We start from the raw sequence: 22,518 nt of genomic DNA, 5'->3' as shown, positions 1-22,518 counted from the left end.
TTCAGCAAATAATTGGATTTTAGCATATACTAATAGAATGAAGAGGTGTGTATGGTTTTATGACAAAACAAGGTATCAAAGAGCGATTGAATTTAACTAATCTCATATTTATTTTAAGAGGGCTATTAATTGGGCTCGTTACAGGTATCGTTGTAAGTCTATTTAGGTTAGCTATTATTTATGTGCTTAAAGTCTTTATCTATTTTTACCAGGCAATTAATCAGAATATGTGGTTACTGTTTCCAATGATTCTTTTGAGTCTAGCTATGGTACTAGGTATTGGAACACTAATGAAGCAAGAGCCAAATATTATGGGATCCGGTATTCCGCAAGTAGAGGGCCAGCTTGCTGGTAATCTTGAAATGCGTTGGTGGTCAGTTTTATGGCGAAAATTTATCGGTGGTGTTTTAGGCATTGGATCAGGGCTATTCCTCGGCCGTGAAGGCCCATCTATTCAACTAGGTGCAGCAGTCGGACAAGGATTCGCAGAGATGACTAAACATACTGAATCGGAACGCCGCATTCTGATTGCAGGTGGTGGCGCTGCAGGTCTATCCGCAGCTTTTAATGCACCAATTGCGAGTACGCTTTTTATATTAGAGGAAGTGTATCATAATTTTTCACCGTTGATTTGGACAACAGCATTAGCTAGTTCAATTTCAGCCAATTATATTTCATTGCATTTTTTCGGTCTAAAACCGGCGCTACAAATGATGGATATTCAGACCTTATCATTGTTACAATACTGGCATTTGATTGCTTTAGGGCTTATTTTGGGCCTCCTAGGCTATCTGTATCAAAACGTATTACTTAAATCGACTGATTTATATAATATTCTACATAAAATTCCGATTTTTTATCGCTCAATTGTCCCTTTTATTTTAGTTATTCCGATTGGATTATACTTACCACAAACTTTAGGTGGCGGTAATGAGATTATTTTAAGTCTAGTTCAAAGTAAATCATTGACCGTTTTATTGGGACTCTTTCTTTTAAGATTTATCTTTTCAATGATATCCTATGGTTCTGGATTACCAGGTGGTATTTTTCTGCCTATTCTAACATTAGGCGCTATTATTGGCGCTGGGTATGCAACTGTTATGATAATGTTAGGGTTGTTACCAGCTAAATATATAACTGATTTTATTATTTTTGGAATGGCCGGGTACTTTGCTGGAATTGGTAAAGCACCTTTTACAGCTATTTTATTAGTTACGGAAATGGTGGGTAGTTTACATCACTTAATGCCACTAGCCATTATTTCATTAGTTTCATTTTTAGTTATTGATATTTTAGGCGGCGCACCTATCTACGATTCTTTACTTAAAAAATTAATTGGTCAAAATGAAATTGATTTGGGCGGTAAAAAGGACCGACTTGAGACGCCTATTTTTGCTGGATCAAATTTAGAAAATAAAAAAGTTTCAGAAGTAGTTTGGCCTGAAAATAGCTTATTAATCACGGTTAGACGTGGTGAAAAGCAATTAATTCCACATGGTGTGACGGTTTTAAAAGCAGGAGATACATTAGTTCTTTTGACTGAGCACCAAAATCGACCTAAACTTAAGACAGAAATGGATACATTATCCGGATTTGAATCACTTTAATAAAATAATAACGGTGGAAAATTAATGCAAACTGTGCTAAATTAGTATAGATATAGATTACGTAATTGGGTTAAGGAGGTAAATGATTTGACTAACATACTAACAATTTTAATTATCATCGTTTCAGTCTTAATGATTATCGCTGTTATGATGCAACCTGCAAAAACAAATAACGCTTCAGGTGCTTTATCTGGTGGCGGTGGTGGTGCTGACGATTTATTTAGCAAACAAAAACCACGTGGATTCGAAGCATTTATGCAAAAAGTAACCTTTGTCTTGGGCGTTTTATTTTTCTGTCTAGCTCTAGGACTTGTCTATTTGGCCTCAAAATAATAATAAAGAAAGCCTCCTGTGCAAACAATTGTTGCAGCAGGAGGCTTTTATTTAGAAATAAAATAAAATTAATAATAAATAAATGTAACGCAAATACGAATATGAAAACGAGGTATACATGGATAAAAAGATGCAAGAACTTATATTAAAAGAACTAAAAATTAAAGAAAATGAATCTTTCAGTGTTGAAGAATTAACAGCTGCCCTTAAATTAGAAGGCCAGGATGCGTTCAAAGAACTTGTTAAAACACTTGCTGAAATGGAACGTAAACGTGAAGTGAAAATTACATCAGAAGGCAAATTTCAAATTGCACTTCAAACACCACAATTAGTGGGTATTTTTCATGCAAATGATCGTGGATTTGGATTCGTTACGATTGATCCAGAACAACCTGATGTTTTCGTTAATCCAACACAAACAATGTCTGCCTTAAATGGTGATAGTGTTGAGATTGAGATTACAAGTGCTGCTAAACCTGGGGATGACCGTGGTCCTGAAGGTAAAGTTAATAAAATTGTTGAACATAATGTAACATCAATTGTTGGTGAATTTGAAGTTGAACCATCTGACCTTGAAAATTCAGGAATAATTGGCCATTTAGTTGTTAAAAACAAGAAATTACAACGTTATAACTTATTGGTAACAGGGGTTGGTTTACATCCAGTTGCCGGAGAAGTTATTACAGCTGATATTACTGCTTACCCAACAAGTGAAAAACCATTAGTTATTGAAACATTGGTTAAAGAAGTTGTGGGTAACAAAGACGATCCAGGTATGGATATTTTACAAGTTGTTTATCAACATGATATTCCTAGTGAATTTCCTGAAGATGTTATGGCTCAAGCTGAAGCAACTCCAGAAGTTGTGCTACCAGAAGAAAAAATTGGCCGTGTTGATTTAACGGACCAAACATTGGTAACAATTGATAGTATTGATTCTAAGGATTTAGATGATGCTGTTACTGCCTGGAAACTTGATAACGGGAACTACCATTTAGGTGTGCATATTGCTGATGTTTCGCATTATGTCCAACCAGGCACACCACTTGATCGTGAAGCATACGAACGTGGAACGAGTGTTTATTTAACTGACCGTGTTATTCCAATGTTGCCTCACAAATTATCAAATGGTATTTGTTCATTGAATCCAAAAGTTGAACGCCTTGCTATGAGTTGTGAAATGGAAATTACACCAGAAGGTTATGTTGTTAACCACAAAATCTTCCAAAGTGTGATTAAAACGACAGAACGTATGACTTACAAAGCCATTAACAAGATTCTTGAATCAGATGATGCAAAGACGAAAGCTAAATATGAAGAATTGGTCCCAATGTTTGAAACAATGGGCGAATTACACAAAATTCTTGAAAAAATGCGTAAAAAACGTGGTGCAATTAGTTTTGATGATAATGAATCTAAGATTATCGTTGATGAAGCGGGTCACCCAATTGATATTCAAATTAGAACTCGTGGAACAAGTGAACGTTTAGTTGAATCATTTATGTTAGCTGCAAATGAAACTGTTGCAGCTCATTACGATAAATTAAAAGTACCTTTTGTTTACCGTGTGCATGAAACACCTAAGAATGAAAAAGTAATGCGTTTCTTCGAAACTTTAACCAGTTTTGGTATCGTTGTTAAAGGTGATAGTAAGAATGTAACACCTAAAATGTTACAAGGTGTTTTAAAAGAAGTAGCTGGTAAACCTGAAGAATCAATGGTTTCTGTTATGTTACTTAGAAGTATGCAACAAGCTAAATATACTGATGAATCATTAGGTCACTTTGGTTTAGCTGCTACTGATTATACGCATTTTACGTCACCAATTAGACGTTACCCTGATTTGATGGTTCATCGTTTAATTCGTTTCTACGAAGAAAATGGTATTGGGGACACTCAAAAAGAAAAATATGCTGAACAATTACCTGAACTTACAACACATACATCACAAATGGAACGTCGCGCAATTGATGCCGAACGTGATACTGACGCAATGAAAAAAGCTGAATACATGGCTGATCATGTTGGTGAAACCTTTGAAGGTGTTGTTAGCTCAGTTATGAAGTTTGGTGTCTTCGTTTCATTACCAAATACTGTTGAAGGTCTTGTTCATATTAGTAATATGAAGGATGACTATTATGAATATTTAGATATGCATATGGCATTAGTAGGTAAGAGAACCAAGAGAACTTTCAGAATTGGTCAACCAATCGAAGTAAAAGTTGCTAAAGTTGATATTGAGCAAAGTGCGATTGATTTTGAAATTGTTAATCCACAAAACACACCAACTTCTGATTTACGAGGTAAAGGTGGAAACTTCAAACGTCCAGGTAATGGTCGTCCAGGAGACAAGAAACCTTATAACCGTAATGGTAAACCAGCTGCTGGAAATAGTAATGGAAAGAAACCATTCTACAAATCAGCTAATAAAAACACAGCACCAAGAAAAAATAATACACGTCAAAAATAATATCGGGGGGATTAAGATTGCGAAAAGAAAAGTCATCTTTTGATAAACCCTTAGCCCAGAATAAAAAAGCAAGACACAGTTATAACATTGAAGATACGGTTGAGGCTGGTGTCGTTTTAACAGGTACTGAGATTAAATCCGTTCGAAATAGTCGTATTAATCTAAAAGATGGATTTGCGCAAATTAGAAATGGTGAAGCTTGGCTGATGAATGTTCATATTTCAACGTATGATCAAGGAAATCAATTCAATCATGATCCACTTCGAAATCGTAAATTATTATTGCATAGAAAACAAATAGCTCAATTTGATGAAGCAACTAAAAATAAGGGTGTTACAATTGTCCCTTTGAAAGTGTACATTAAAAACGGCTTTGCAAAAGTACTAATCGGTGTTGCAAAAGGGAAGAATGATTACGATAAACGTGAAACAATTAAACGTCGAGATCAGGAACGCCAAATTCAACGCGTACTTAAAAATTACTAATAAAAAAGGAAGCAACCAATTTTGAAATTGGTTGCTTCCTTTTTAGTTATTAAGCTTGTTTGTAAAGACCAGCAATTTGATCTTGAACATCTTTATTTTCTAAGAATTCATCATAAGTAGTATCTGCTCGATCAACAAGACCGTTTGGTGTTACTTCGATGATACGGTTAGCGATTGTTTGAATGAACTCACGATCATGAGAGCCGAATAATAGAGCACTCTTATAATTTGAAAGACCTTCATTCAATGAAGTAATTGATTCCAAATCTAAATGGTTAGTAGGATCATCAAGTAAAAGAACGTTGTTTCTTGTTAACATCATTTTTGATAACATACAACGAACTTTTTCTCCACCGGATAAGACGCCAACTTCTTTATCGACTTCTTCACCAGAAAATAACATACGACCTAAGAATCCACGCAAGAAAGTGTTATCACTTTCTGCTTTAGAAGCAAATTGACGTAACCAATCGATAATTGTTAAATGTTCATCAGCGAATTGGTCGTTATTATCTTTAGCAAGGTAAGCTTGTGATGTTGTTACACCCCATTGAACTGTACCTGTATCTGGTTCTAATTCACCAGAAAGAATTCTAATTAATGTTGTAACAGCAATATCAGTTTCACTTGTAAAGGCTGTTTTATCATCTTTGCCTAAACTAAATGAGATATTATCTAAAACTTTTACGCCATCAATTGTTTTTGAAACGCCACTAACTGATAATAAATCATTACCAATTTCACGGTCGATTTCAAAGTTAATGAATGGGTAGCGACGTGATGAAGGTTGAATATCATCAAGTGTGATTTTTTCAAGCATTTTCTTACGAGAAGTTGCTTGTTTAGATTTAGAAGCGTTAGCACTGAATCGTGCAACGAAATCTTGTAATTCTTTGATTTTAGCTTCTTTTTTATCGTTAGAATCATTTGCAAGTTTTGAAGCTAAGGCACTTGATTCCATCCAGAAGTCGTAATTACCAACGAATAATTTGATTTTACCAAAATCAACATCACACATGTGGGTGCAGACATTATTTAAGAAATGTCTATCATGAGAAACAACAATAACGGTATTTGAGAAGTTAATTAAGAAATCTTCTAACCAGTTAATTGATTTGATGTCTAACCCATTAGTAGGTTCATCAAGTAAGAGAACATCAGGATTACCAAAAAGTGCTTGTGCAAGCAAAATCTTAACTTTTTGACTTTCTGTTAGTTCGCTCATCTTTTTATTTTGCATATCTTCAGCGAAGCCTAAGCCTTGTAAAAGAGTTGAAGCTTCTGATTCAGCTTCCCAACCATTCATTTCAGCAAAGTCAGATTCTAGTTCAGCAACTTTGATACCATCTTCATCAGAAAAATCAGCTTTTGCATAAATAGCATCTTTTGCTTCCATAACAGCATAGAGTTCTTTGTAACCCATAATGACTGTTTCAAGAACAGTATATTCTTCGAAGCCATAATGATTTTGTTGTAGCATTGTCATACGTTCATTTGGATCTAATGAAATTTTACCTGTACTTGGTGTTATTTCACCAGATAAAATCTTTAAAAATGTTGATTTACCAGCGCCATTAGCACCGATTAGTCCGTAACAATTACCAGGCGTGAATTTTAAATTAACGTCATCGTATAACTTACGGTCTGAAAAACTTAAACTTACATTACTTACAGTTATCATTTAATACCCTCACTATTCGTTTGTATAATCTACATATCATAGCATATTTCAGGCTCAAAATGAAACGGTTTTGAAAATGAACTCAAATAAAATGATTATTTCTGAAAATGAGGGTACGTTAGTCATAGAGTTGTAATATGAGTGATGTTTTGTAATATGCCTGACACATGTCTGACTTGTCGGTTCGATATACTCTAGAAATGGGTAATAAAGTTATTTACAAAAAGGAGTATTATTTTGAAAATTAGAAATATTATTGGTTTTACGGCAGTTATACTTTGCTTATTAGGTGGTTCGGTTTCTGTTAGTGCAACATCTATCAGTGATTTAAAAAAACAAGAATCAGCTGCACAAGAGAAAGTAACAACTGCTAATTCAAAAATTTCAAAGTCATTAACGAGTATTAATGATGAGTATGCAAAAATTGATAAATTAAATCAAGAAATTTCTGATAAAGAAAAGAAAATTGGTTCACAAGATAAATCAATTGGTAATGAACAAAAACAATTAGATACACGTATTGAAAATGCTAAAGATAGATTAAGAAGTCTACAAGTTAATGATTCAAGTAGTAAAATGGTAACGGCTATTCTTGAAGCAAAGAATGCTGGTGATTTTATTAGCCGTGTTTACGCAGTTTCTGTTTTACAATCTGCTGATAACAAAACGATGAAAGATGTTGCGTCTAATATCAAAACCATGGAAGATGCTAAAGCGCATTTGGAATCTGAACAAAAATCATTGAAATTAAAACAATCTGAAACAAAACAAGAAACAAAAGAAATGAATAAACAATTAGCAGCGTTAAAAGATACTTTAGGTGACGCAAAGAAAGATTTAGCCAAAGTAACAAAGGCTAAAGATGCTGAGTTATCAAAAAAAGCAAGAGAAGCAAAGGCTAAAGCTGATGCTAAGGCAGCAGCAGCTGCTAAAAAAGAAGCAGCTAAAAAGGCTGAAAGTGATGATTCATCAGATAAAAAAGGAAGTACTGACCAAAAAGCAAGCAACGATACTTCTGGCAAATCAACTAAGAAAACGTTACAAATGGTCGCAACGGCTTATTCAACAAATGCACCAGGGATGGGAACTCATGGATCATATGGGTTAAGTTTGTTAACTAATCCACAACAAATTGCTGTGGATCCTTCAGTTATTCCGCTAGGAACTGTTGTCTGGGTATCTGGTTATGGTGTTGCGATTGCTGGCGATACAGGTTCAGCAATTAAAGGAAACCGAATTGATGTGCATTTTATCTCAAATGCAAGATGTTACACATGGGGTAAAAAGACAGTTACTGTAAAAGTTTTAGAATAAAGATATGAAAAAAGGTCTGCTAAATTTATTTTTAGCAGACCTTTTTATTTATTTAAATATCTTTTTGCATATGATGATAGTCATGACCACTAATAATCATGTTACCAACAGTTTTAAAGCCCATTTTTGTGTATAACTTTTCTGCTTTAGGATTTGCAAAGTCGACGTTTAAGCCAATCTTTGTTTTTCCAGCTGCACGGGCAATCTCGGGAAGAGACTCTAGAAGTTTTGTGCCGATGCCTTGTCCTTGGAAATCTGGTGAAACAGCAAGGGTATCAAGGTACCATTCATTTGGATAAACTTCTGAGTCTGGAAAGAGTTCAGTTGTTTCAGGTAAACCAATTTGTGGGAAAAATTGATTCATAGCAAGATCAAGATGGTCTTCATCTTCATCCGGATAACCAAATGCTATCCCAGCAACCTTACCATCAATATCGGCAATTTGAACACGACCGTAGCTGTAACGGTAGTCTTCTGTTTCAAATGCAAGCTCTAGCACTTTGAATAGGTCGGGTAATGGAATTTCTTGAAGAATAGGAATTTCCATATCTTCTAAAATAATATTCACTAAAGGAACGACCTCGTGTGCATCTTTTTTTGTTGCTCTTCTAATAATCATATAAACCATCCTTTCCTGAATATCTCTAGTGTATAGGGTACTTAAATAATTGTCAAAACAACTAAATTGCTTGCTAAGTGTAGATATGTTATATTATGTTACATCAAAATGTTTTGGGGAGGATATTATGAAAAAATGGCAGTCAATGATCATGTCAATCATGGTCGCATGTGTATTTTTATTATTTTTACATAGTAATCAAGTAAATGCAGCAGAAAAGACGTATACAATCGGGACTGATGTAACTTATGCACCATTTGAATATCAAGCAGAAGATGGTAAATCATATGTTGGTATTGATATGGATATAATGCGAGCCATTGCTAAAGAGGAAGGATTTAAAGTTGATATTAAAGCCTTAGGGTTTAATGCAGCGGTTCAAGCATTAGATGCTAACCAAATTGATGGGGTTATGGCTGGTATGATGATAACTCCAGAACGTCGTGTTAAATTTGATTTCTCAGATAGTTATTATGAAGCTGGGGTAGCTATGGCTGTTGGTAAAAACAGTTCAATTAAATCTTTGGATGATTTAAGAGGGAAAAAGGTAGCGATTAAAGTTGGTACAGCTGCCGGAGAATTCGTAAACTCAATTAAAAAACAATATAATATTACAACAACAACTTTTGATGATTCAAGTAACATGTATGACGATGTTGTGACAGGAAATTCCGATGCGACTTTTGATGATAAACCAGTTTTAGCATATGGTGTTAAGAATGGTATTGAAATGAAAGTAGTTGGTAAAACATATGAAAAAGGTGAATATGGATTCGCCGTTAAAAAAGGGCAAAATAAAGAATTAATAACAAAATTTAATGCCGGGCTAAAGAAACTTAAAGCTAACGGTGAATATAAAAAGATTGTTGATAAGTACACTGGAACGAACGCAAAAAATGCTAACTCTAAAAATTCTCGAACAATTTTAGGTTTATTGAAAACAAATAGTGGCTCATTATTAGAAGGATTTAAACAAACAATGTTATTAACAATTGTGGCTATTGTTTGTGCAACAGTTTTAGGGATTATTTTAGGTATGATGGGTGTTGCGCCAAATAAATGGCTTAATGGGCTTTCAAGTACATTAATTTACATTTTCCGTGGCCTACCGCTAATTGTATTGGCCTTCTTTATCTACATTGGTATTCCTAATTTAACCGGGAGCAAGATTCCAGCATTTGTGGCAGGTATTATAACCTTAACGTTAAATGAAGGTGCGTATACAGCGGCCTTTGTTAAAGGTGGGATTAAGGCTGTTGATAATGGCCAAATGGAAGCTGCTCGTAGTCTAGGATTACCTTATGGAAAAGCAATGATGAAAGTCATTATGCCACAAGGAATTAAGATTATGATTCCATCATTTATTAATCAATTTATTATTACGTTGAAAGATACGTCAATTTTATCTGTTATCGGTATTTTAGAATTAACGCAAACAGGTAAGATTATAATCGCAAGAAACCTTGAAGGATTCAAGATGTGGTTGATTATCGCGGTGATTTATCTCGTTATCATAACGTTATTAACGTGGTTATCTAATTTAGTCGAAAGGAAGATTAAATAATGGCAGCTAAAATTCAAGTTAAAAATTTGAAAAAAAACTATGGTTCAAATGAAGTTTTGAAGGGGTTAGATATTTCAGTTGCAGAAAAAGAAGTTGTCTGCATGATTGGACCTTCCGGTTCTGGGAAAAGTACCTTTTTACGTTGTTTAAATAAATTAGAAGATTTAACTTCCGGTTCAATTATTATTGAGGGGCATGATATAAGTGATCCAAAAACTGATTTAAATGTTGTTCGTCAAAATATTGGCATGGTATTTCAACATTTTAATTTGTTTCCACATTTAACCGTTCTTGAAAATATTATTTTAGCGCCTGTTGAATTAAAAAAAGAAACAAAAGAAGAAGCAACTAAGGAAGCAAAACGTCTTTTATCCCAAGTTGGTTTGAGTGATAAAGCAGATGCTGCACCTGCTTCGTTATCTGGTGGTCAAAAACAACGTGTCGCAATCGCACGCGCACTTGCAATGAAACCAGATATTATGTTATTTGATGAACCAACGTCTGCACTTGATCCAGAAATGGTTGGGGATGTTTTAGATGTTATGAAACAACTTGCGAGGGATGGTATGACAATGGTTGTTGTCACACATGAAATGGGTTTTGCTAAAGAAGTGGCTGATCGTGTGGTCTTTATGGCTGATGGTTACATTTTAGAAAGTAGTACACCAGATGAAATATTTAGTAATCCGCAAAATGATAGAACAAAAGATTTCTTAAACAAAGTTTTAAATGCATAAAAAGTGCAAACTAATTAAATCTTTCGGCCTTTCATTAATTTTTGGTGGGGCAAGCATTGTAAAAGGTCCTAATCACTTCGCGTGGTGGTTAGGATTTTTTATGTATAGTTACTAAAAATTAGGATGTTTACGATGATTTGAATTGAAAAAAGCTTTTTAGCAAAGGAGAAAAGTAAAATTATGAAAGCAATTGTTGTTAATGAAGCAGGAGGAACAGATAAGCTTATTTACCAAGAGGTAAATTTACCTAAAATAAAAGCTAACTGGTCCTTAATTAAAATAAAAGGGTTTGGTATCAATAGATCGGAGATTTTTACGAGAGAGGGAAAATCGCCAACTGTTTTGTTTCCTAGGGTTTTAGGCATTGAATGTGTGGGTGTTGTTGAAGAAACGAGCGATCCTGAAAGATTACCTATAGGGAAAAAAGTTATTTCCATTATGGGAGAAATGGGACGCGCATTTGATGGCAGCTATGCTGAATATGTAGCATTACCAAATAACCAAATATATCCAATAACAACAAATATATCTTGGAAAGAACTTGCGACTATTCCTGAAACGTACTATACAGCATTTGGTTCAATGAAAAACTTAAAAATTACAAAAAAAGATAAAATTTTAGTTAGAGGCGCCACAAGTGGAGTAGGTATTTCATTTCTTAAATTGTTGAAGGCCAGATATCCTGATATTGTAATTGATGGTACTAGTCGGAGCCAAGCAAAAAATGAGCAATTATTGTCCGCTGGTTTTAATGATGTAATAATAGATAAGACTGGTGTATTAGAGACTGAAAAGAAGTATGACAAAATTTTAGAATTAATTGGCCCTGCCACTATAAAAGATAGTTTTCAACATTTAAACGAAGGAGGCATTTTATGTAGTACGGGACAATTAGGAGGTAAATGGTTTTTAGAAGAATTTGATCCGATTATAGATATCGAGAAAAATAGTTACCTCACTAGTTTTTACTCTGACAATGTCAGTCAGGATAAATTGAATGATCTGTTGGACTACATTTCAAAATATGATGTTGATGTGAAACCAGAAAAAAACTTCAAACTAAGTGAAGTTCCTTTAGCGCATGCTTACTTACAAAATCAGGATAGTTTTGGGAAAGTAATCGTGTTACTAACAACTGAATAAAGATAAGTACCAAATTGGTTAGCGACGTATTATGGGTTTCATAATTGATAGTTGGAGAGTAACAGGGCTGATTGATTACGTAACAAAAGTCTTATGGCTTTTGTTTTTTTCGTTGTAAAAAAACTGTTATTGGTAATAGTTTTTAAACTACTATCAACAACAGTTTTTATAGACTTATTTTTTCTAATTAATTACACTTTTTAGTCTCAATCGATTTATTTTTCAGCTAACTGTTCAAGAATAGCTAAGCCAACACCATCTTCAGAATTTGTTTTTGCTGAATGATTGGCAATACGTTTTACCTCGTCGTGGCCATTTTCCATGGCGTAACTGACGCCTGCAACTTTTAACATAGAAACATCATTTAAGTTATCTCCAATTGCCATGACATCTGACATTGGGATATTAAGTTCTTTAGCGAAAGCTTGGAGTGCAATCCCTTTTTGGGCATTTACGTTGTTAATTTCAAGGTTAGTAGGTGCAGAAGAGGTAACAACAAGTGAGTCTTCTTCTTCAATTTTTGCTTTTAAAGGGAGTAATTCTTCTTGACCATCCATACTGAAAACAATTAATTTAAAAATATCAATTTTTGAATCATCGATGACTGTTTGGTAATCATCAACGTAATTGATATTCATTAATTCAAGACGAGCTGCAGCTAATGAAACAGCCATTTTAAATGGTGTATCTGGATTTGTATCAGAGATTAGACGCGCTACATTTTGAATACGGTTTGCACGATTATCAGAATAAACACCGTTTGAGGTTGTCATTTCAAAGTAAAAATTTTCTTTTTTGAATGTTTGAACTAAAGTTTGAACGACTTTTTTTGAAATAGGTGTTGTACTAAGTGTTTTACCATTTCCATCTAAAACTTCTGCGCCGTTAAATGTAATCATTGGACTATTGAACCCGGCTGCTGTAATTAAAGGTTTAACTTCAGTATAGCCACGGCCAGTAGAAACGATAAAGTGGACTCCTAATGCTTGTGCTTGTTTAATCGCATCGGCGTTTTTTTCTGAAATCACCATTTGATCATTTAGTAAAGTACCATCCATATCTGATGCAATAATTTTTATCATAAATTCAACACTCCTCTAATCTTATTTACTGGTTTCATTTTAACATGAAACCGCTCGATATTTTAATCAAATCATTTATTTTTGTATTCACTAATATGGTAAACTTAATCTGTGAGGTGTTAGACAATGAATATTAATGTCGATAATGATTGGCAACCCATTTTGACCGAAGAGCTTGCAAAATCTAAATATGCTGATTTAGAAACGTTTATTGATAATGAATATCAAAATGAGACGATTTATCCGGAAAAAAATCGCATTTTTGAAAGCTTTGAACTGACCCCATTTTCTGACGTTAGAGTTTGTTTATTGGGACAGGATCCTTATCATGAAAAGCATCAAGCTCATGGGTTGAGTTTTTCTGTTTTACCAGGAGAAAAAATTCCACCTTCTTTACGGAATATGTATAAAGAATTGGAAACAGATTTAGGAATTCCACCAGCTAATCATGGCTATTTGAAGAGTTGGGCGGAGCAAGGTGTTTTGATGTTAAATTCAGTCTTAACTGTAAGAGATGGCGCCGCTAATTCTCATCGTAATCATGGATGGGAATTATTAACAGATGGTGTGATTGAACGATTATCCGAATCTTCACAGACAATTATTTTTGTTTTATGGGGGAAGACAGCCCAAGATAAGATTAAATTAATTGATACAGATCACAATATTGTGATAACATCACCTCATCCAAGTCCGTTATCTGCTTACCGCGGTTTTTTTGGATCGAAACCATTTTCACAAATAAATCAAAATTTAATAAGTCAGGGATTGCCACCGATTAACTGGCAATTACCCAGTAACACTTAATTAGGAGGAAATGATATGTCATTATTTGAAAGTTTGAAAAGCAAAATTGAAAGTAAAAAAATTAAAATAGTTTTTCCTGAAGGGGAAGAAGAACGTATTCTAAGAGCAGCCGTTAAATTAGCAGAAGATAATTTGGCAGAACCTATTTTATTGGGGGATGTTGCAAAAATGAAAGAGTTAGCCACAAAGCTCGATTTAACTCTTGATGGTATCGGTGTAGAATTACTTGATCCTAAACAATATTCTGAAACAGATTTTAATGAGATGAAAACGGCCTTTGTTGAACGACGTAAGGGTAAAAATACACCTGAACAAGCTGAAGAAATGTTACGCGATGTTAATTATTTCGGTACAATGCTCGTTTACATGGGATTAGCTGAAGGGATGGTTTCTGGAGCTGTTCACGCTACTGGAGATACCGTTCGACCTGCATTACAAATTATTAAAACGAAACCAGGCGTGAGTCGGACAAGTGGTGCCTTTATTATGACCAGAAATAATGATACAGAAAAGTATTTATTTTCTGATGCTGCGATCAGTATTAATCCAACTGCTCAAGAATTAGCAGAAATGGCAATTGCAAGCATTCAGACGGCTCGTCTCTTTGATATTGATCCCAAAGTAGCAATGCTTAGTTTTTCAACTAAAGGTTCAGCTAAAGCACCAGAGGTATCAAAGGTAGCAGAAGCAACTGAAATTGCACAAAAACTAGCACCAAATGAAGCGATTGACGGCGAATTACAATTTGATGCTGCTTTTGTACCGAGTGTTGGTGAACAAAAAGCACCTGGATCAAAGGTTGCAGGACAAGCAAATGTTTTCATTTTCCCTGAATTACAATCTGGAAATATTGGCTACAAAATTGCACAACGTTTAGGTGGATTTGAAGCTATCGGACCTATCCTACAAGGATTAAACCAACCGGTTTCAGATTTATCTCGTGGTGCTAACGTAGAAGAAATTTACAAGGTTGGTATTATTACAGCTGCGCAAAGTTTAGAATGAAATGGTGAAATAATTAATGAATATTGAAGTCAGTTCTGTAGAAGAAACACAAGAAATTGCCGAAAAAATTGGACAGCTTGTTGAACCTAATATGATTTTGTTATTGGATGGTGATTTAGGCGCAGGAAAGACAACTTTTGCTAAAGGCTTAGCCGTTGGGTTAGGGATCAAGCGGAACGTTAAAAGTCCAACATTTCCAATTGTGAGAGAATATCGTGAGGGCCGTTTGCCGTTATTTCATATGGATGTTTACCGACTTGAAGGGATGGGCGGCGCAGATTTAGGGTTAGATGAATATTTTAATTCTGATGGTGTGAGTGTTGTTGAATGGTCTGAATTTATTCAGGATGAATTACCAAATGATTGGTTAAAAATTACATTATTGAAAGATGATCATGATGATAATTTACGTACTATCGAATTAGAAAGTAATGGATTACAATATGATAATATGTTGGCCCATTTCAACTAAAAAAACAAGTTAGCTGATAGCCTCTAAATGGGGGTATCAGCTAACTTGTTTTTATTTAACCAATTTTTCGATTTCTGGTTTCATCTTTAAAGGATTAGTCTTAGGTGCATAACGTTTAACAACTTGTCCATCACGATTAACTAAAAATTTAGTGAAGTTCCATTTAATTGAGCTACCCAACACGCCTTGCGTTTCATCAGTCAGGTATTTAAATAGTGGTAACGCATCTTCTCCATTTACATTTTGAATGGTATGCATTGGAAAACTAACGCCATATGTCATACGACAGGTAGCTGCTGCTTGCGCATCATTATCGACTTCTTGATGGAATTGATTCGATGGAAACCCAAGTACCACTAATCCTTGGTCTTGATAATCCTCATATAATTCTTCTAATTGTTTAAATTGTGGCGCAAAACCACATTTAGTGGCTGTATTAACAATTAATAAAGGGTGATCCTTGTACTTTTCTAATGAATAAGTTTCACCATTTTCTAGTGTAACCTGATAATCATAAATTGACATTGTAATTTCCCCCAATTTGGTTTGATTACGGTCATCATATAACAGTTTAAACAGTAGCCCTATTAATGTGCTTAAATTTGATTATGCTGGCTTCACAAATGGTTTTAAAATTTCTTGTCCAAATTCGTGTTCTTGATAGAGTAAGATATTGGCACAAGCAACGGAATCATCTAAGGCATTGTGATGATTTGTTAACGTGATTCCCAATTCATCACAAACCGTATTTAATTTATGATTTGGAAATTCTGGGAATAATTTACGACTTGTTCTAACCGTATCTAACAATAAAAATTGGGGTGTCTCTAATCCATAATAACCCAATGTATTATGCAAAATACTGTTATCAAAGGGGGCATTATGTGCCACGATTAAACTATTGTTCTGGAAAAGTGGCGAAATATGTGACCATAGTTCTGGAAACTTTGGTGCAAATTCAACGTCTTCTTCGTGAATACCATGAATTTGAACATTACGCCAATTAAAAGGTGTTTCCGGTTTAATAAGTGAATAAAATTCATCAACGATTTGATTATTTCGAACAACTGTTAAAGCAATTGAACAGGCGCTATGACGCTGATTATTAGCAGTTTCAAAATCCATTGTAACAAAATTCATAATTAACTCCTTTTTAATTCGATATGACTGATAAGGTTATTAAAATACTCGGTCTAATAATGTTAATAAAGTATAACAGTTAGGTTATACAATTAAAAGTCGCTTGTTTGTGCGTTAAAATAGAAAAATAAACATTGAACGTGTTAAACTAGAAGGAATTGCTAAATGTTGAAAGGAATCGAATAAATAATGATAATTGACACTTTTGTAGAACTATTTCCATCTATTAAAATTTTAAAAAATGAACCACTTGCTAAATATACAAATACTGAAACGGGAGGGATGGCTGATCTTTTAGCTTTTCCTGATGCAGTGTCAGATGTTAAAATTTTGGTGAATACAGCCAATGAAAATGGTATTCCTTTAACTGTTTTAGGAAATTCGAGTAATCTAGTTGTGAAAGATGGCGGTATTCGTGGACTTGTAATCATTTTAACGGATATGGATAAAATTGCTGTATCTGGGACGAAAATTATAGCGCAAGCTGGTGCCTCACTTATTGAGACAACAGAAGAAGCTTACCAAGCTGGCTTGACTAATTTTGAATTTGCTGCTGGGATTCCTGGGAGTGTTGGTGGTGCCGTATTTATGAATGCTGGTGCATATGATGGTGATATCAGCCAGGTATTGAGTGAAGTTAGTGTTATTACACGTACTGGTTATGTGAAAACACTAGTTAACGAAGAAATGAACTTTGACTATCGTCATAGTCAAATTCAAGATGATAATGACATCATATTAGAAGCAACCTTTGTATTAAAAGAAGGTAATAAATATGATATCCGTGAAAAAATGGATGAGTTTAACTTTTTACGTGCATCTAAACAACCTTTAGAGTACCCATCATGTGGAAGTGTTTTTAAGCGACCTGATGGACACTATACTGGTGTACTAGTTCACGAAGCTGGGTTACAAGGCTACCAAATTGGTGGCGCACAAGTATCAAAGAAACATGCCGGGTTTATTGTTAATGTAGACGGCGCTACTGCAACAGATTATATGGATGTTATTAAGCATGTTCAAAACGTTGTGTGGGAAAAATTTAAGGTTAGATTAGAAACGGAAGTTAGAATTATCGGAGAAGACTAAAGTAGAAAGGAAGATGGTAAATGCCGCTACTTGAATCGGTTATTGTTTTAGCTGCACTTGTTTTACTATCAAATGTTATCAGTCATTATCTGGTTTCAATACCCGTTGGATTGATCCAGATAGCATTAGGCTTTGTCGTTGCCTTAATTTTTAAAGTCTCAATTGAGTTAGAAACAGATTGGTTCTTATTACTCTTTATTGCGCCACTATTATTTAATGATGGTCGAAAATTTCCAAAACGTGAATTGTGGAAATTAAGAGGTTCCATTTTTGCGAATGCCATATTATTGGTTTTCTTAACAACTGTGGTAGTTGGATTTTTCATTCATCTTTTGATTCCAAAAATGCCATTAGCAGTTGGATTCGCACTGGCAGCTATTTTGTCACCAACGGATCCAGTTGCTGTGCAATCGATTGCTGAAAAAGCAAAATTACCAAGTAATATTTTAAATTTGGTTAGTGGTGAAAGTTTAATTAATGACGCAAGTGGATTAATTGCCTTTAAATACGCGATTGCTGCTGCGGTTACTGGCTATTTTTCATTTGGACAGGCGCTTGGTGATTTTACGTATATTGCGATTGTTGGTTTTATCTCGGGAGCAGTGTTAATGTTGCTGATTTCAACAATACGAGATTTTTTAATGAGGCAAGGGATTAATGATGTTGTTTTTAATACGATATTACAAATTTTAACACCTTTCATCATTTTTCTTTTTACGGAAGAATTTTTGCATGCATCAGGTGTTATTTCGGTAGTTGTCGCTGGCGTTATCTCTAGTATGCGTAAGAATACTTTCGCGACGTACTTACCTGAAATTAAGTTAGTAACTGAAAAAACCTGGGAAATTGTGGTTTATCTCCTGAATGGATTTGTGTTTATTATTCTTGGAATTGAATTACCAATTGCGATGTCAAAGACATTAGAAGATAACAATAGTAGTACTCTTTCGGCTATTATTGATGTTTTTGTCGTCTGGCTCTTTTTAGTCGTGATTCGTGTTGTTTGGACGTATATTAATATGTTATTAATTTCTAAGAAAAATAAATCAAAAAATAAGGCAAAGCCAAGTTGGCGTATTGCGTTAATATCAGGATTTTCAGGTGTTCGTGGTGCAATTACAATGGCTGGTGTGTTAACAGTCCCAACGATAATAAAAACAGGTGCTGCTTTTCCAGAGCGTTCATTAATGTTATTTATTGCTGGTGGCGTGATTATTTTAAGTTTAGTAGCCGCAATTTTGATATTACCTCTTTTAACTAAAGAAAAAGGAATAATGAAAACCAGTAATGAGGTTCCTGATGCTACTTTAGTTGAAGATGAGGATGCTATCATAACTAGTGATAGCGGAGATACGCAGTTCAATGAAAAGCAAGCTCGTATTTATATTATGCGAGTTGCTATTAGTCGCTTGGAATCTGAACGACGAGAATCTAATCAAAAAGTTGCCTATGAATTAATTTTAGAATATCAATTTATGATTCGTCGACTTGAGTTTTCTGATCAGGATGATGAACGATTACGCCAAATTGTTGAGGAAGAAGCAGACATTAGGCGAATTGCTTTAGATGGAGAACTCGAAGCGTTAGATAAAATGAGATTAAAGCAGGCTATTAGTAATAAAAACTATTCAATTATTAGTAAGAAAATTATGAAACAAAAAGCGAAATTAGGTCAAATTAATAATCGGAAAATCTCATTTGTAACGGTTAGAAATATTAATCATGCCTTTGTTCAATTAGGTAAGGTTGTGAGACGGACACTCTATTCTGAAAAAGAATTAAAAATGGTTTATGAACGACGAAATATAGAAAAAGCTTTAGCAAAAGCAGCTATTAAAGCACTATCAACGTATGTTAAAAAATCTGATGATGGCAATCAACAATTTAAGCAGCAAGCTATGTATCATTTGATTGTTTATTATCGTAATCGTATCGAAACATTAAAACGGACCAAAAATATTAATCAAGCCGAATCTGAGGAACAAAGTTACCAACTTAGATTAAAGGCTATTGCGGCTGAACGTTCTGCGATGCAGGAATTGATGGAACGAGGCTATATTACATGGTCATTAGCGTCAAGTTTACGTGAATATATTAATTATTCTGAAAATGTTATTATGCTTTCTGAAGAGGACTAAAAAATAGGTGTAACTCGCAATTTATATGCGAGTTACACCTATTTTATTGTTTTTCTATAGACTTCTAAGCAAATGATAATAACTAGTTGGACTATTGTTAGTAAAACGACAAAAGCTAACATTTTAATTGTCCACATATCGGCAATCAATTTTAATGTTAATTTTGGTGATGTTAGTAGGTAAACAGTGTGTAATCTTAAAAAACGACCAATATAGACACCGACAGATGACAAAATAGTTAGGCCAAATATAACGACATAACGAAAATAATAAGGTGTTAAGTGTAGTCGTTCTTTAATTTGGTCGGCAATTTGAGAAAATCCAACGAGTGCAAGTAACGTACATGATAAGGTACTTACCAACAAATAAGTATAGTTTAGCCACATATGAATATCTAATTTAATTAATCCTGTCATTATGTCATAGGGATGCAGTAAGCTTAAATGAAAAATATCAGTTAATAGGTAAGGCGCGTTCGGATAAAAGAATAGCCAAGCTGCTGTTAACAGCCAAAAATAAGTATTTGATAATTTATCTTTGATGTGAAAAGCTAATTCAATTGGCAGATAACCTAAAAATGTATTTAAGAGTAAAAAATTAAAAGGTGATTGTTGGTTGTAAACGAATAAGTAAATAATAATTAAGTAACATATAAAAAATAATCTGATACCGTGCTTTACATTTGTATTTATCATAATGGTCATCCTTTTCTATAGTAACTTCAGTGTAGCAAAAAATGAGATGAAATCAAATTAATAATCCGGTAGATAATAGAAAATATGGCGGGATGAGGAAACAAATCTAACAACGTGGTATAATAAAACGGTTAATAAAATAGAGGAGGCCGAGTGATGTCCATTAACTGGGGTGGTCTTGTAACGTGGGGGCATATGGTCAATATACTAGATATTATCGTTGTCTGGTTTGTTGTTTATGAACTCATGGTACTTTTACGAGGAACAAAAGCGGTTCAACTTTTTAGAGGAATCATAATTATTGTTGTGATTAAGCTAATTAGTGTGGTCGTTGGGCTACAAACTGTATCTTGGATTATGGATCAAGTTATCAATTGGGGTGTTATCGCCATGGTTGTTATTTTCCAACCGGAAATAAGACGTGGATTGGAACATCTTGGTCGTGGATCATTTTTTTCAAGAGGTAAACAGAAAAACAAAGACGAAGAACATATGATTGCTGGACTAGACTCAGCTATTCAATATATGTCAAAACGTCGAATTGGGGCATTAATTACTATCCAAATGAACACTGGATTGGAAGATTATATTGAAACCGGAATTGCATTAGATGCTGAAATTACGGGTGCATTATTAATCAATATTTTCATTCCCAATACACCATTGCATGATGGCGCGGTAATTATTAAAGATAATAAAATAGCTGTTGCGGCGGCTTACTTACCATTATCTGAAAGTAACTTAATTCCAAAAGAATTAGGAACTCGGCATCGTGCTGCAGTAGGTATCAGTGAAGTAACCGACGCAATTACGATTGTTGTGTCAGAAGAAACAGGTTCAGTGACAATTACGCGAAATAACGAACTTATTCGTGATTTATCACAAGAAGATTACCTTAAATTATTGAATACTGAATTAATTAAAGATGATGAACCTAAAAAGAACAACCCTTTCTGGGAATTTTTTGAACATTTCGGGCGTAAGGGGGATAAAAAATGAATCTAAATAAATTTTTTAATAGTCGCTCATTTTTTATTGGAACCTCTTTAATTTTAGCAATTTTATTATTTGTTTATGTTAATTATGATCAGTTAGCAAATACAAATAATTTTTCCGATTCAAAAACAACGAGTCTAGTTGCAAATGAATCAAAAACGATTGAGGCTGGCCTACAAATTACGGCCGATAGTGATAAATACTTTATTACTGGATATCCTAAAAATGTAAAATTAACATTGGACGGTCCTGGCGCTTTAATTACAACAACTGTGAATACACAAAACTTTAGAGTGTTTGCTGATTTAAAGGGTTTAAATCCTGGAAAACATGTTGTTAAGTTACAAGCAGAAGGATTAAACAAAGAAATTAGTTATAAAATTAGTCCCGCTACAATTTCTGTTAATATACAAAAACGTAAGACAACGACATTCCCTATTCAGGTGAAATTTAATGAACGTCGTTTAGCGCAAGGGTATAAGAGTGGGACGCCTGTTTTAGATAATAATACGATTTCTGCATCCGGTGCGGAAGGCGATGTGAATGCTATTTCAGAAGTGGTTGCACAAGTAAATGTCAGCAGCAATCAGATCAAGTCAACAATTTCACAAGAAGTCTTACTTGAGGCCTTAGATGTAAATGGTAAAACTTTAAATGTCGTCATGACCCCATCAACAGTCGGTGTTACAATACCGGTTGAGAGTACTAAAACCACTAAAAAATTACCTTTGAATTTTGTTTCAAGTGGAACTGGCGTATCTGGGAAGACGTATAAGTTTTCAAGTGATACAAAACAAGTAACGGTAACGGGTACAGAATCAACCTTAAGCAAATTAAGTAAACTTGATGTTGTGGTACCAATTAATAAGATTAGTGATTCCGTTACGAAAACAATTAGTATCGATTTGGATAAGAATAATTTAATTTCATCAAATCCAGAATCTGTTAAAGTAAAAATTAGTGCTTCTGGTGGAACCGCAGCATCAAAAACTGAAAGTAGTGAAACAACAACTGATCAGACATCGACGAGCTCTGAAACCAGTTCAGAAAGTAGTGAAAGTGCTACTTCGTCTTCATCGACAAGTTCTGATAGTTCAAGTAGTTCAAGTGAATCAACGAACGCATTAAATTAATTAATTAG

At 34.3% G+C, this 22,518-nt stretch carries 21 protein-coding genes; 15 read left to right on the top strand and 6 right to left on the bottom strand.

Going from position 1 to position 22,518, the window contains the following annotated elements:
* The first annotated feature begins 59 nt into the window (after nt 1-59).
* The 4 genes from AC1RPH_RS03920 (at nt 60) to smpB (ending at nt 4,895) form a co-directional block, all read left to right on the top strand.
* Complete coding sequence (locus tag AC1RPH_RS03920) at nt 60-1,607, top strand: ClC family H(+)/Cl(-) exchange transporter (protein ID WP_481761443.1); 1,548 nt, start codon at nt 60-62, stop codon at nt 1,605-1,607.
* Between the two features lie 87 nt (nt 1,608-1,694).
* Entirely contained in the window at nt 1,695-1,940 is a 246-nt protein-coding gene (gene secG, locus AC1RPH_RS03915) for a preprotein translocase subunit SecG (protein WP_409022224.1), read from the top strand.
* Between the two features lie 118 nt (nt 1,941-2,058).
* Complete coding sequence (gene rnr / locus AC1RPH_RS03910) at nt 2,059-4,410, top strand: ribonuclease R (protein WP_481761442.1); 2,352 nt, start codon at nt 2,059-2,061, stop codon at nt 4,408-4,410.
* A 17-nt stretch (nt 4,411-4,427) separates the two neighbouring features.
* On the top strand, nt 4,428-4,895 hold the full coding sequence (gene smpB, locus AC1RPH_RS03905) for an SsrA-binding protein SmpB (RefSeq protein WP_481761441.1): 468 nt from the start codon (nt 4,428-4,430) through the stop codon (nt 4,893-4,895).
* Between the two features lie 49 nt (nt 4,896-4,944).
* Here smpB and AC1RPH_RS03900 read toward each other — a convergent pair whose 3' ends face one another.
* Nucleotides 4,945-6,576, bottom strand: a complete 1,632-nt coding sequence (locus AC1RPH_RS03900) for an ABC-F family ATP-binding cassette domain-containing protein (protein WP_409022227.1) — start codon at nt 6,574-6,576, stop codon at nt 4,945-4,947.
* Between the two features lie 237 nt (nt 6,577-6,813).
* Between AC1RPH_RS03900 and AC1RPH_RS03895 the strand changes: the two genes are divergently transcribed.
* The gene (locus AC1RPH_RS03895) at nt 6,814-7,890 is read left to right on the top strand and encodes a 3D domain-containing protein (RefSeq protein ID WP_481761440.1); all 1,077 of its coding nucleotides are present in this window, start codon (nt 6,814-6,816) and stop codon (nt 7,888-7,890) included.
* A gap of 52 nt (nt 7,891-7,942) precedes the next feature.
* Here the strand turns inward: AC1RPH_RS03895 and AC1RPH_RS03890 are convergent, their stop codons facing one another.
* Complete coding sequence (locus AC1RPH_RS03890) at nt 7,943-8,506, bottom strand: GNAT family N-acetyltransferase (RefSeq protein WP_481761624.1); 564 nt, start codon at nt 8,504-8,506, stop codon at nt 7,943-7,945.
* 130 nt (nt 8,507-8,636) lie between these two features.
* On the opposite strand from AC1RPH_RS03890, the gene AC1RPH_RS03885 reads away from it, so the two are divergent.
* The 3 genes from AC1RPH_RS03885 (at nt 8,637) to AC1RPH_RS03875 (ending at nt 11,953) form a co-directional block, all read left to right on the top strand.
* Nucleotides 8,637-10,073: an amino acid ABC transporter substrate-binding protein/permease gene (locus AC1RPH_RS03885; protein ID WP_481761439.1), complete on the top strand. Its 1,437-nt coding sequence runs from the start codon at nt 8,637-8,639 to the stop codon at nt 10,071-10,073.
* A complete protein-coding gene (locus tag AC1RPH_RS03880; protein ID WP_481761438.1) occupies nt 10,073-10,810 on the top strand; it encodes an amino acid ABC transporter ATP-binding protein in 738 nt (245 codons plus the stop codon). Before AC1RPH_RS03885 ends, AC1RPH_RS03880 begins: the two co-directional genes overlap by 1 nt.
* A gap of 180 nt (nt 10,811-10,990) precedes the next feature.
* Nucleotides 10,991-11,953: a zinc-binding dehydrogenase gene (locus AC1RPH_RS03875; protein ID WP_481761437.1), complete on the top strand. Its 963-nt coding sequence runs from the start codon at nt 10,991-10,993 to the stop codon at nt 11,951-11,953.
* Nucleotides 11,954-12,168: 215 nt separating this feature from the next.
* On the opposite strand, the gene AC1RPH_RS03870 is transcribed toward AC1RPH_RS03875, so the two are convergent.
* The gene (locus AC1RPH_RS03870) at nt 12,169-13,035 is read right to left on the bottom strand and encodes a Cof-type HAD-IIB family hydrolase (RefSeq protein WP_481761436.1); all 867 of its coding nucleotides are present in this window, start codon (nt 13,033-13,035) and stop codon (nt 12,169-12,171) included.
* A gap of 126 nt (nt 13,036-13,161) precedes the next feature.
* Here AC1RPH_RS03870 and AC1RPH_RS03865 point away from each other — a divergent pair, with 126 nt between their 5' ends.
* From AC1RPH_RS03865 to tsaE, 3 genes are read left to right on the top strand one after another with little or no spacing between them, the layout of a single operon-like run.
* Entirely contained in the window at nt 13,162-13,842 is a 681-nt protein-coding gene (locus tag AC1RPH_RS03865; RefSeq protein WP_481761435.1) for a uracil-DNA glycosylase, read from the top strand.
* A 15-nt stretch (nt 13,843-13,857) separates the two neighbouring features.
* Nucleotides 13,858-14,847, top strand: a complete 990-nt coding sequence (pta, locus tag AC1RPH_RS03860; protein WP_481761434.1) for a phosphate acetyltransferase — start codon at nt 13,858-13,860, stop codon at nt 14,845-14,847.
* A 16-nt stretch (nt 14,848-14,863) separates the two neighbouring features.
* Nucleotides 14,864-15,319, top strand: a complete 456-nt coding sequence (tsaE, locus tag AC1RPH_RS03855) for a tRNA (adenosine(37)-N6)-threonylcarbamoyltransferase complex ATPase subunit type 1 TsaE (RefSeq protein ID WP_481761433.1) — start codon at nt 14,864-14,866, stop codon at nt 15,317-15,319.
* A gap of 51 nt (nt 15,320-15,370) precedes the next feature.
* On the opposite strand, the gene AC1RPH_RS03850 is transcribed toward tsaE, so the two are convergent.
* Nucleotides 15,371-15,844 (bottom strand): glutathione peroxidase, encoded by a 474-nt coding sequence (locus tag AC1RPH_RS03850; RefSeq protein WP_481761432.1) that lies wholly within the window; start codon nt 15,842-15,844, stop codon nt 15,371-15,373.
* A gap of 81 nt (nt 15,845-15,925) precedes the next feature.
* Nucleotides 15,926-16,459 carry a 3'-5' exonuclease gene (locus tag AC1RPH_RS03845; RefSeq protein WP_409022237.1) on the bottom strand — a complete coding sequence of 178 codons (534 nt, stop codon included), beginning with the start codon at nt 16,457-16,459 and terminating at the stop codon, nt 15,926-15,928.
* A gap of 189 nt (nt 16,460-16,648) precedes the next feature.
* On the opposite strand from AC1RPH_RS03845, the gene murB reads away from it, so the two are divergent.
* Both murB and AC1RPH_RS03835 read left to right on the top strand, forming a co-directional pair.
* Nucleotides 16,649-17,548, top strand: a complete 900-nt coding sequence (murB, locus tag AC1RPH_RS03840; protein ID WP_481761431.1) for a UDP-N-acetylmuramate dehydrogenase — start codon at nt 16,649-16,651, stop codon at nt 17,546-17,548.
* Between the two features lie 20 nt (nt 17,549-17,568).
* Nucleotides 17,569-19,686 carry a cation:proton antiporter gene (locus AC1RPH_RS03835; RefSeq protein ID WP_481761430.1) on the top strand — a complete coding sequence of 706 codons (2,118 nt, stop codon included), beginning with the start codon at nt 17,569-17,571 and terminating at the stop codon, nt 19,684-19,686.
* 38 nt (nt 19,687-19,724) lie between these two features.
* Here the strand turns inward: AC1RPH_RS03835 and AC1RPH_RS03830 are convergent, their stop codons facing one another.
* Nucleotides 19,725-20,381 carry a DUF1361 domain-containing protein gene (locus AC1RPH_RS03830; protein ID WP_481761429.1) on the bottom strand — a complete coding sequence of 219 codons (657 nt, stop codon included), beginning with the start codon at nt 20,379-20,381 and terminating at the stop codon, nt 19,725-19,727.
* 156 nt (nt 20,382-20,537) lie between these two features.
* Here AC1RPH_RS03830 and cdaA point away from each other — a divergent pair, with 156 nt between their 5' ends.
* Both cdaA and AC1RPH_RS03820 read left to right on the top strand, forming a co-directional pair.
* Nucleotides 20,538-21,380, top strand: coding sequence for a diadenylate cyclase CdaA (gene cdaA, locus AC1RPH_RS03825; RefSeq protein WP_409022241.1), 843 nt, complete (start codon nt 20,538-20,540; stop codon nt 21,378-21,380).
* Nucleotides 21,377-22,510 carry a CdaR family protein gene (locus tag AC1RPH_RS03820; RefSeq protein ID WP_481761428.1) on the top strand — a complete coding sequence of 378 codons (1,134 nt, stop codon included), beginning with the start codon at nt 21,377-21,379 and terminating at the stop codon, nt 22,508-22,510. Before cdaA ends, AC1RPH_RS03820 begins: the two co-directional genes overlap by 4 nt.
* Nucleotides 22,511-22,518: the final 8 nt, after the last annotated feature.

This window comes from Dellaglioa sp. CoH-57-MRSF-16 (assembly GCF_056782055.1).
The sequence above is the reverse complement of the archived record's forward strand: the minus strand, read 5'-3'. Positions and strand labels throughout refer to the sequence as shown.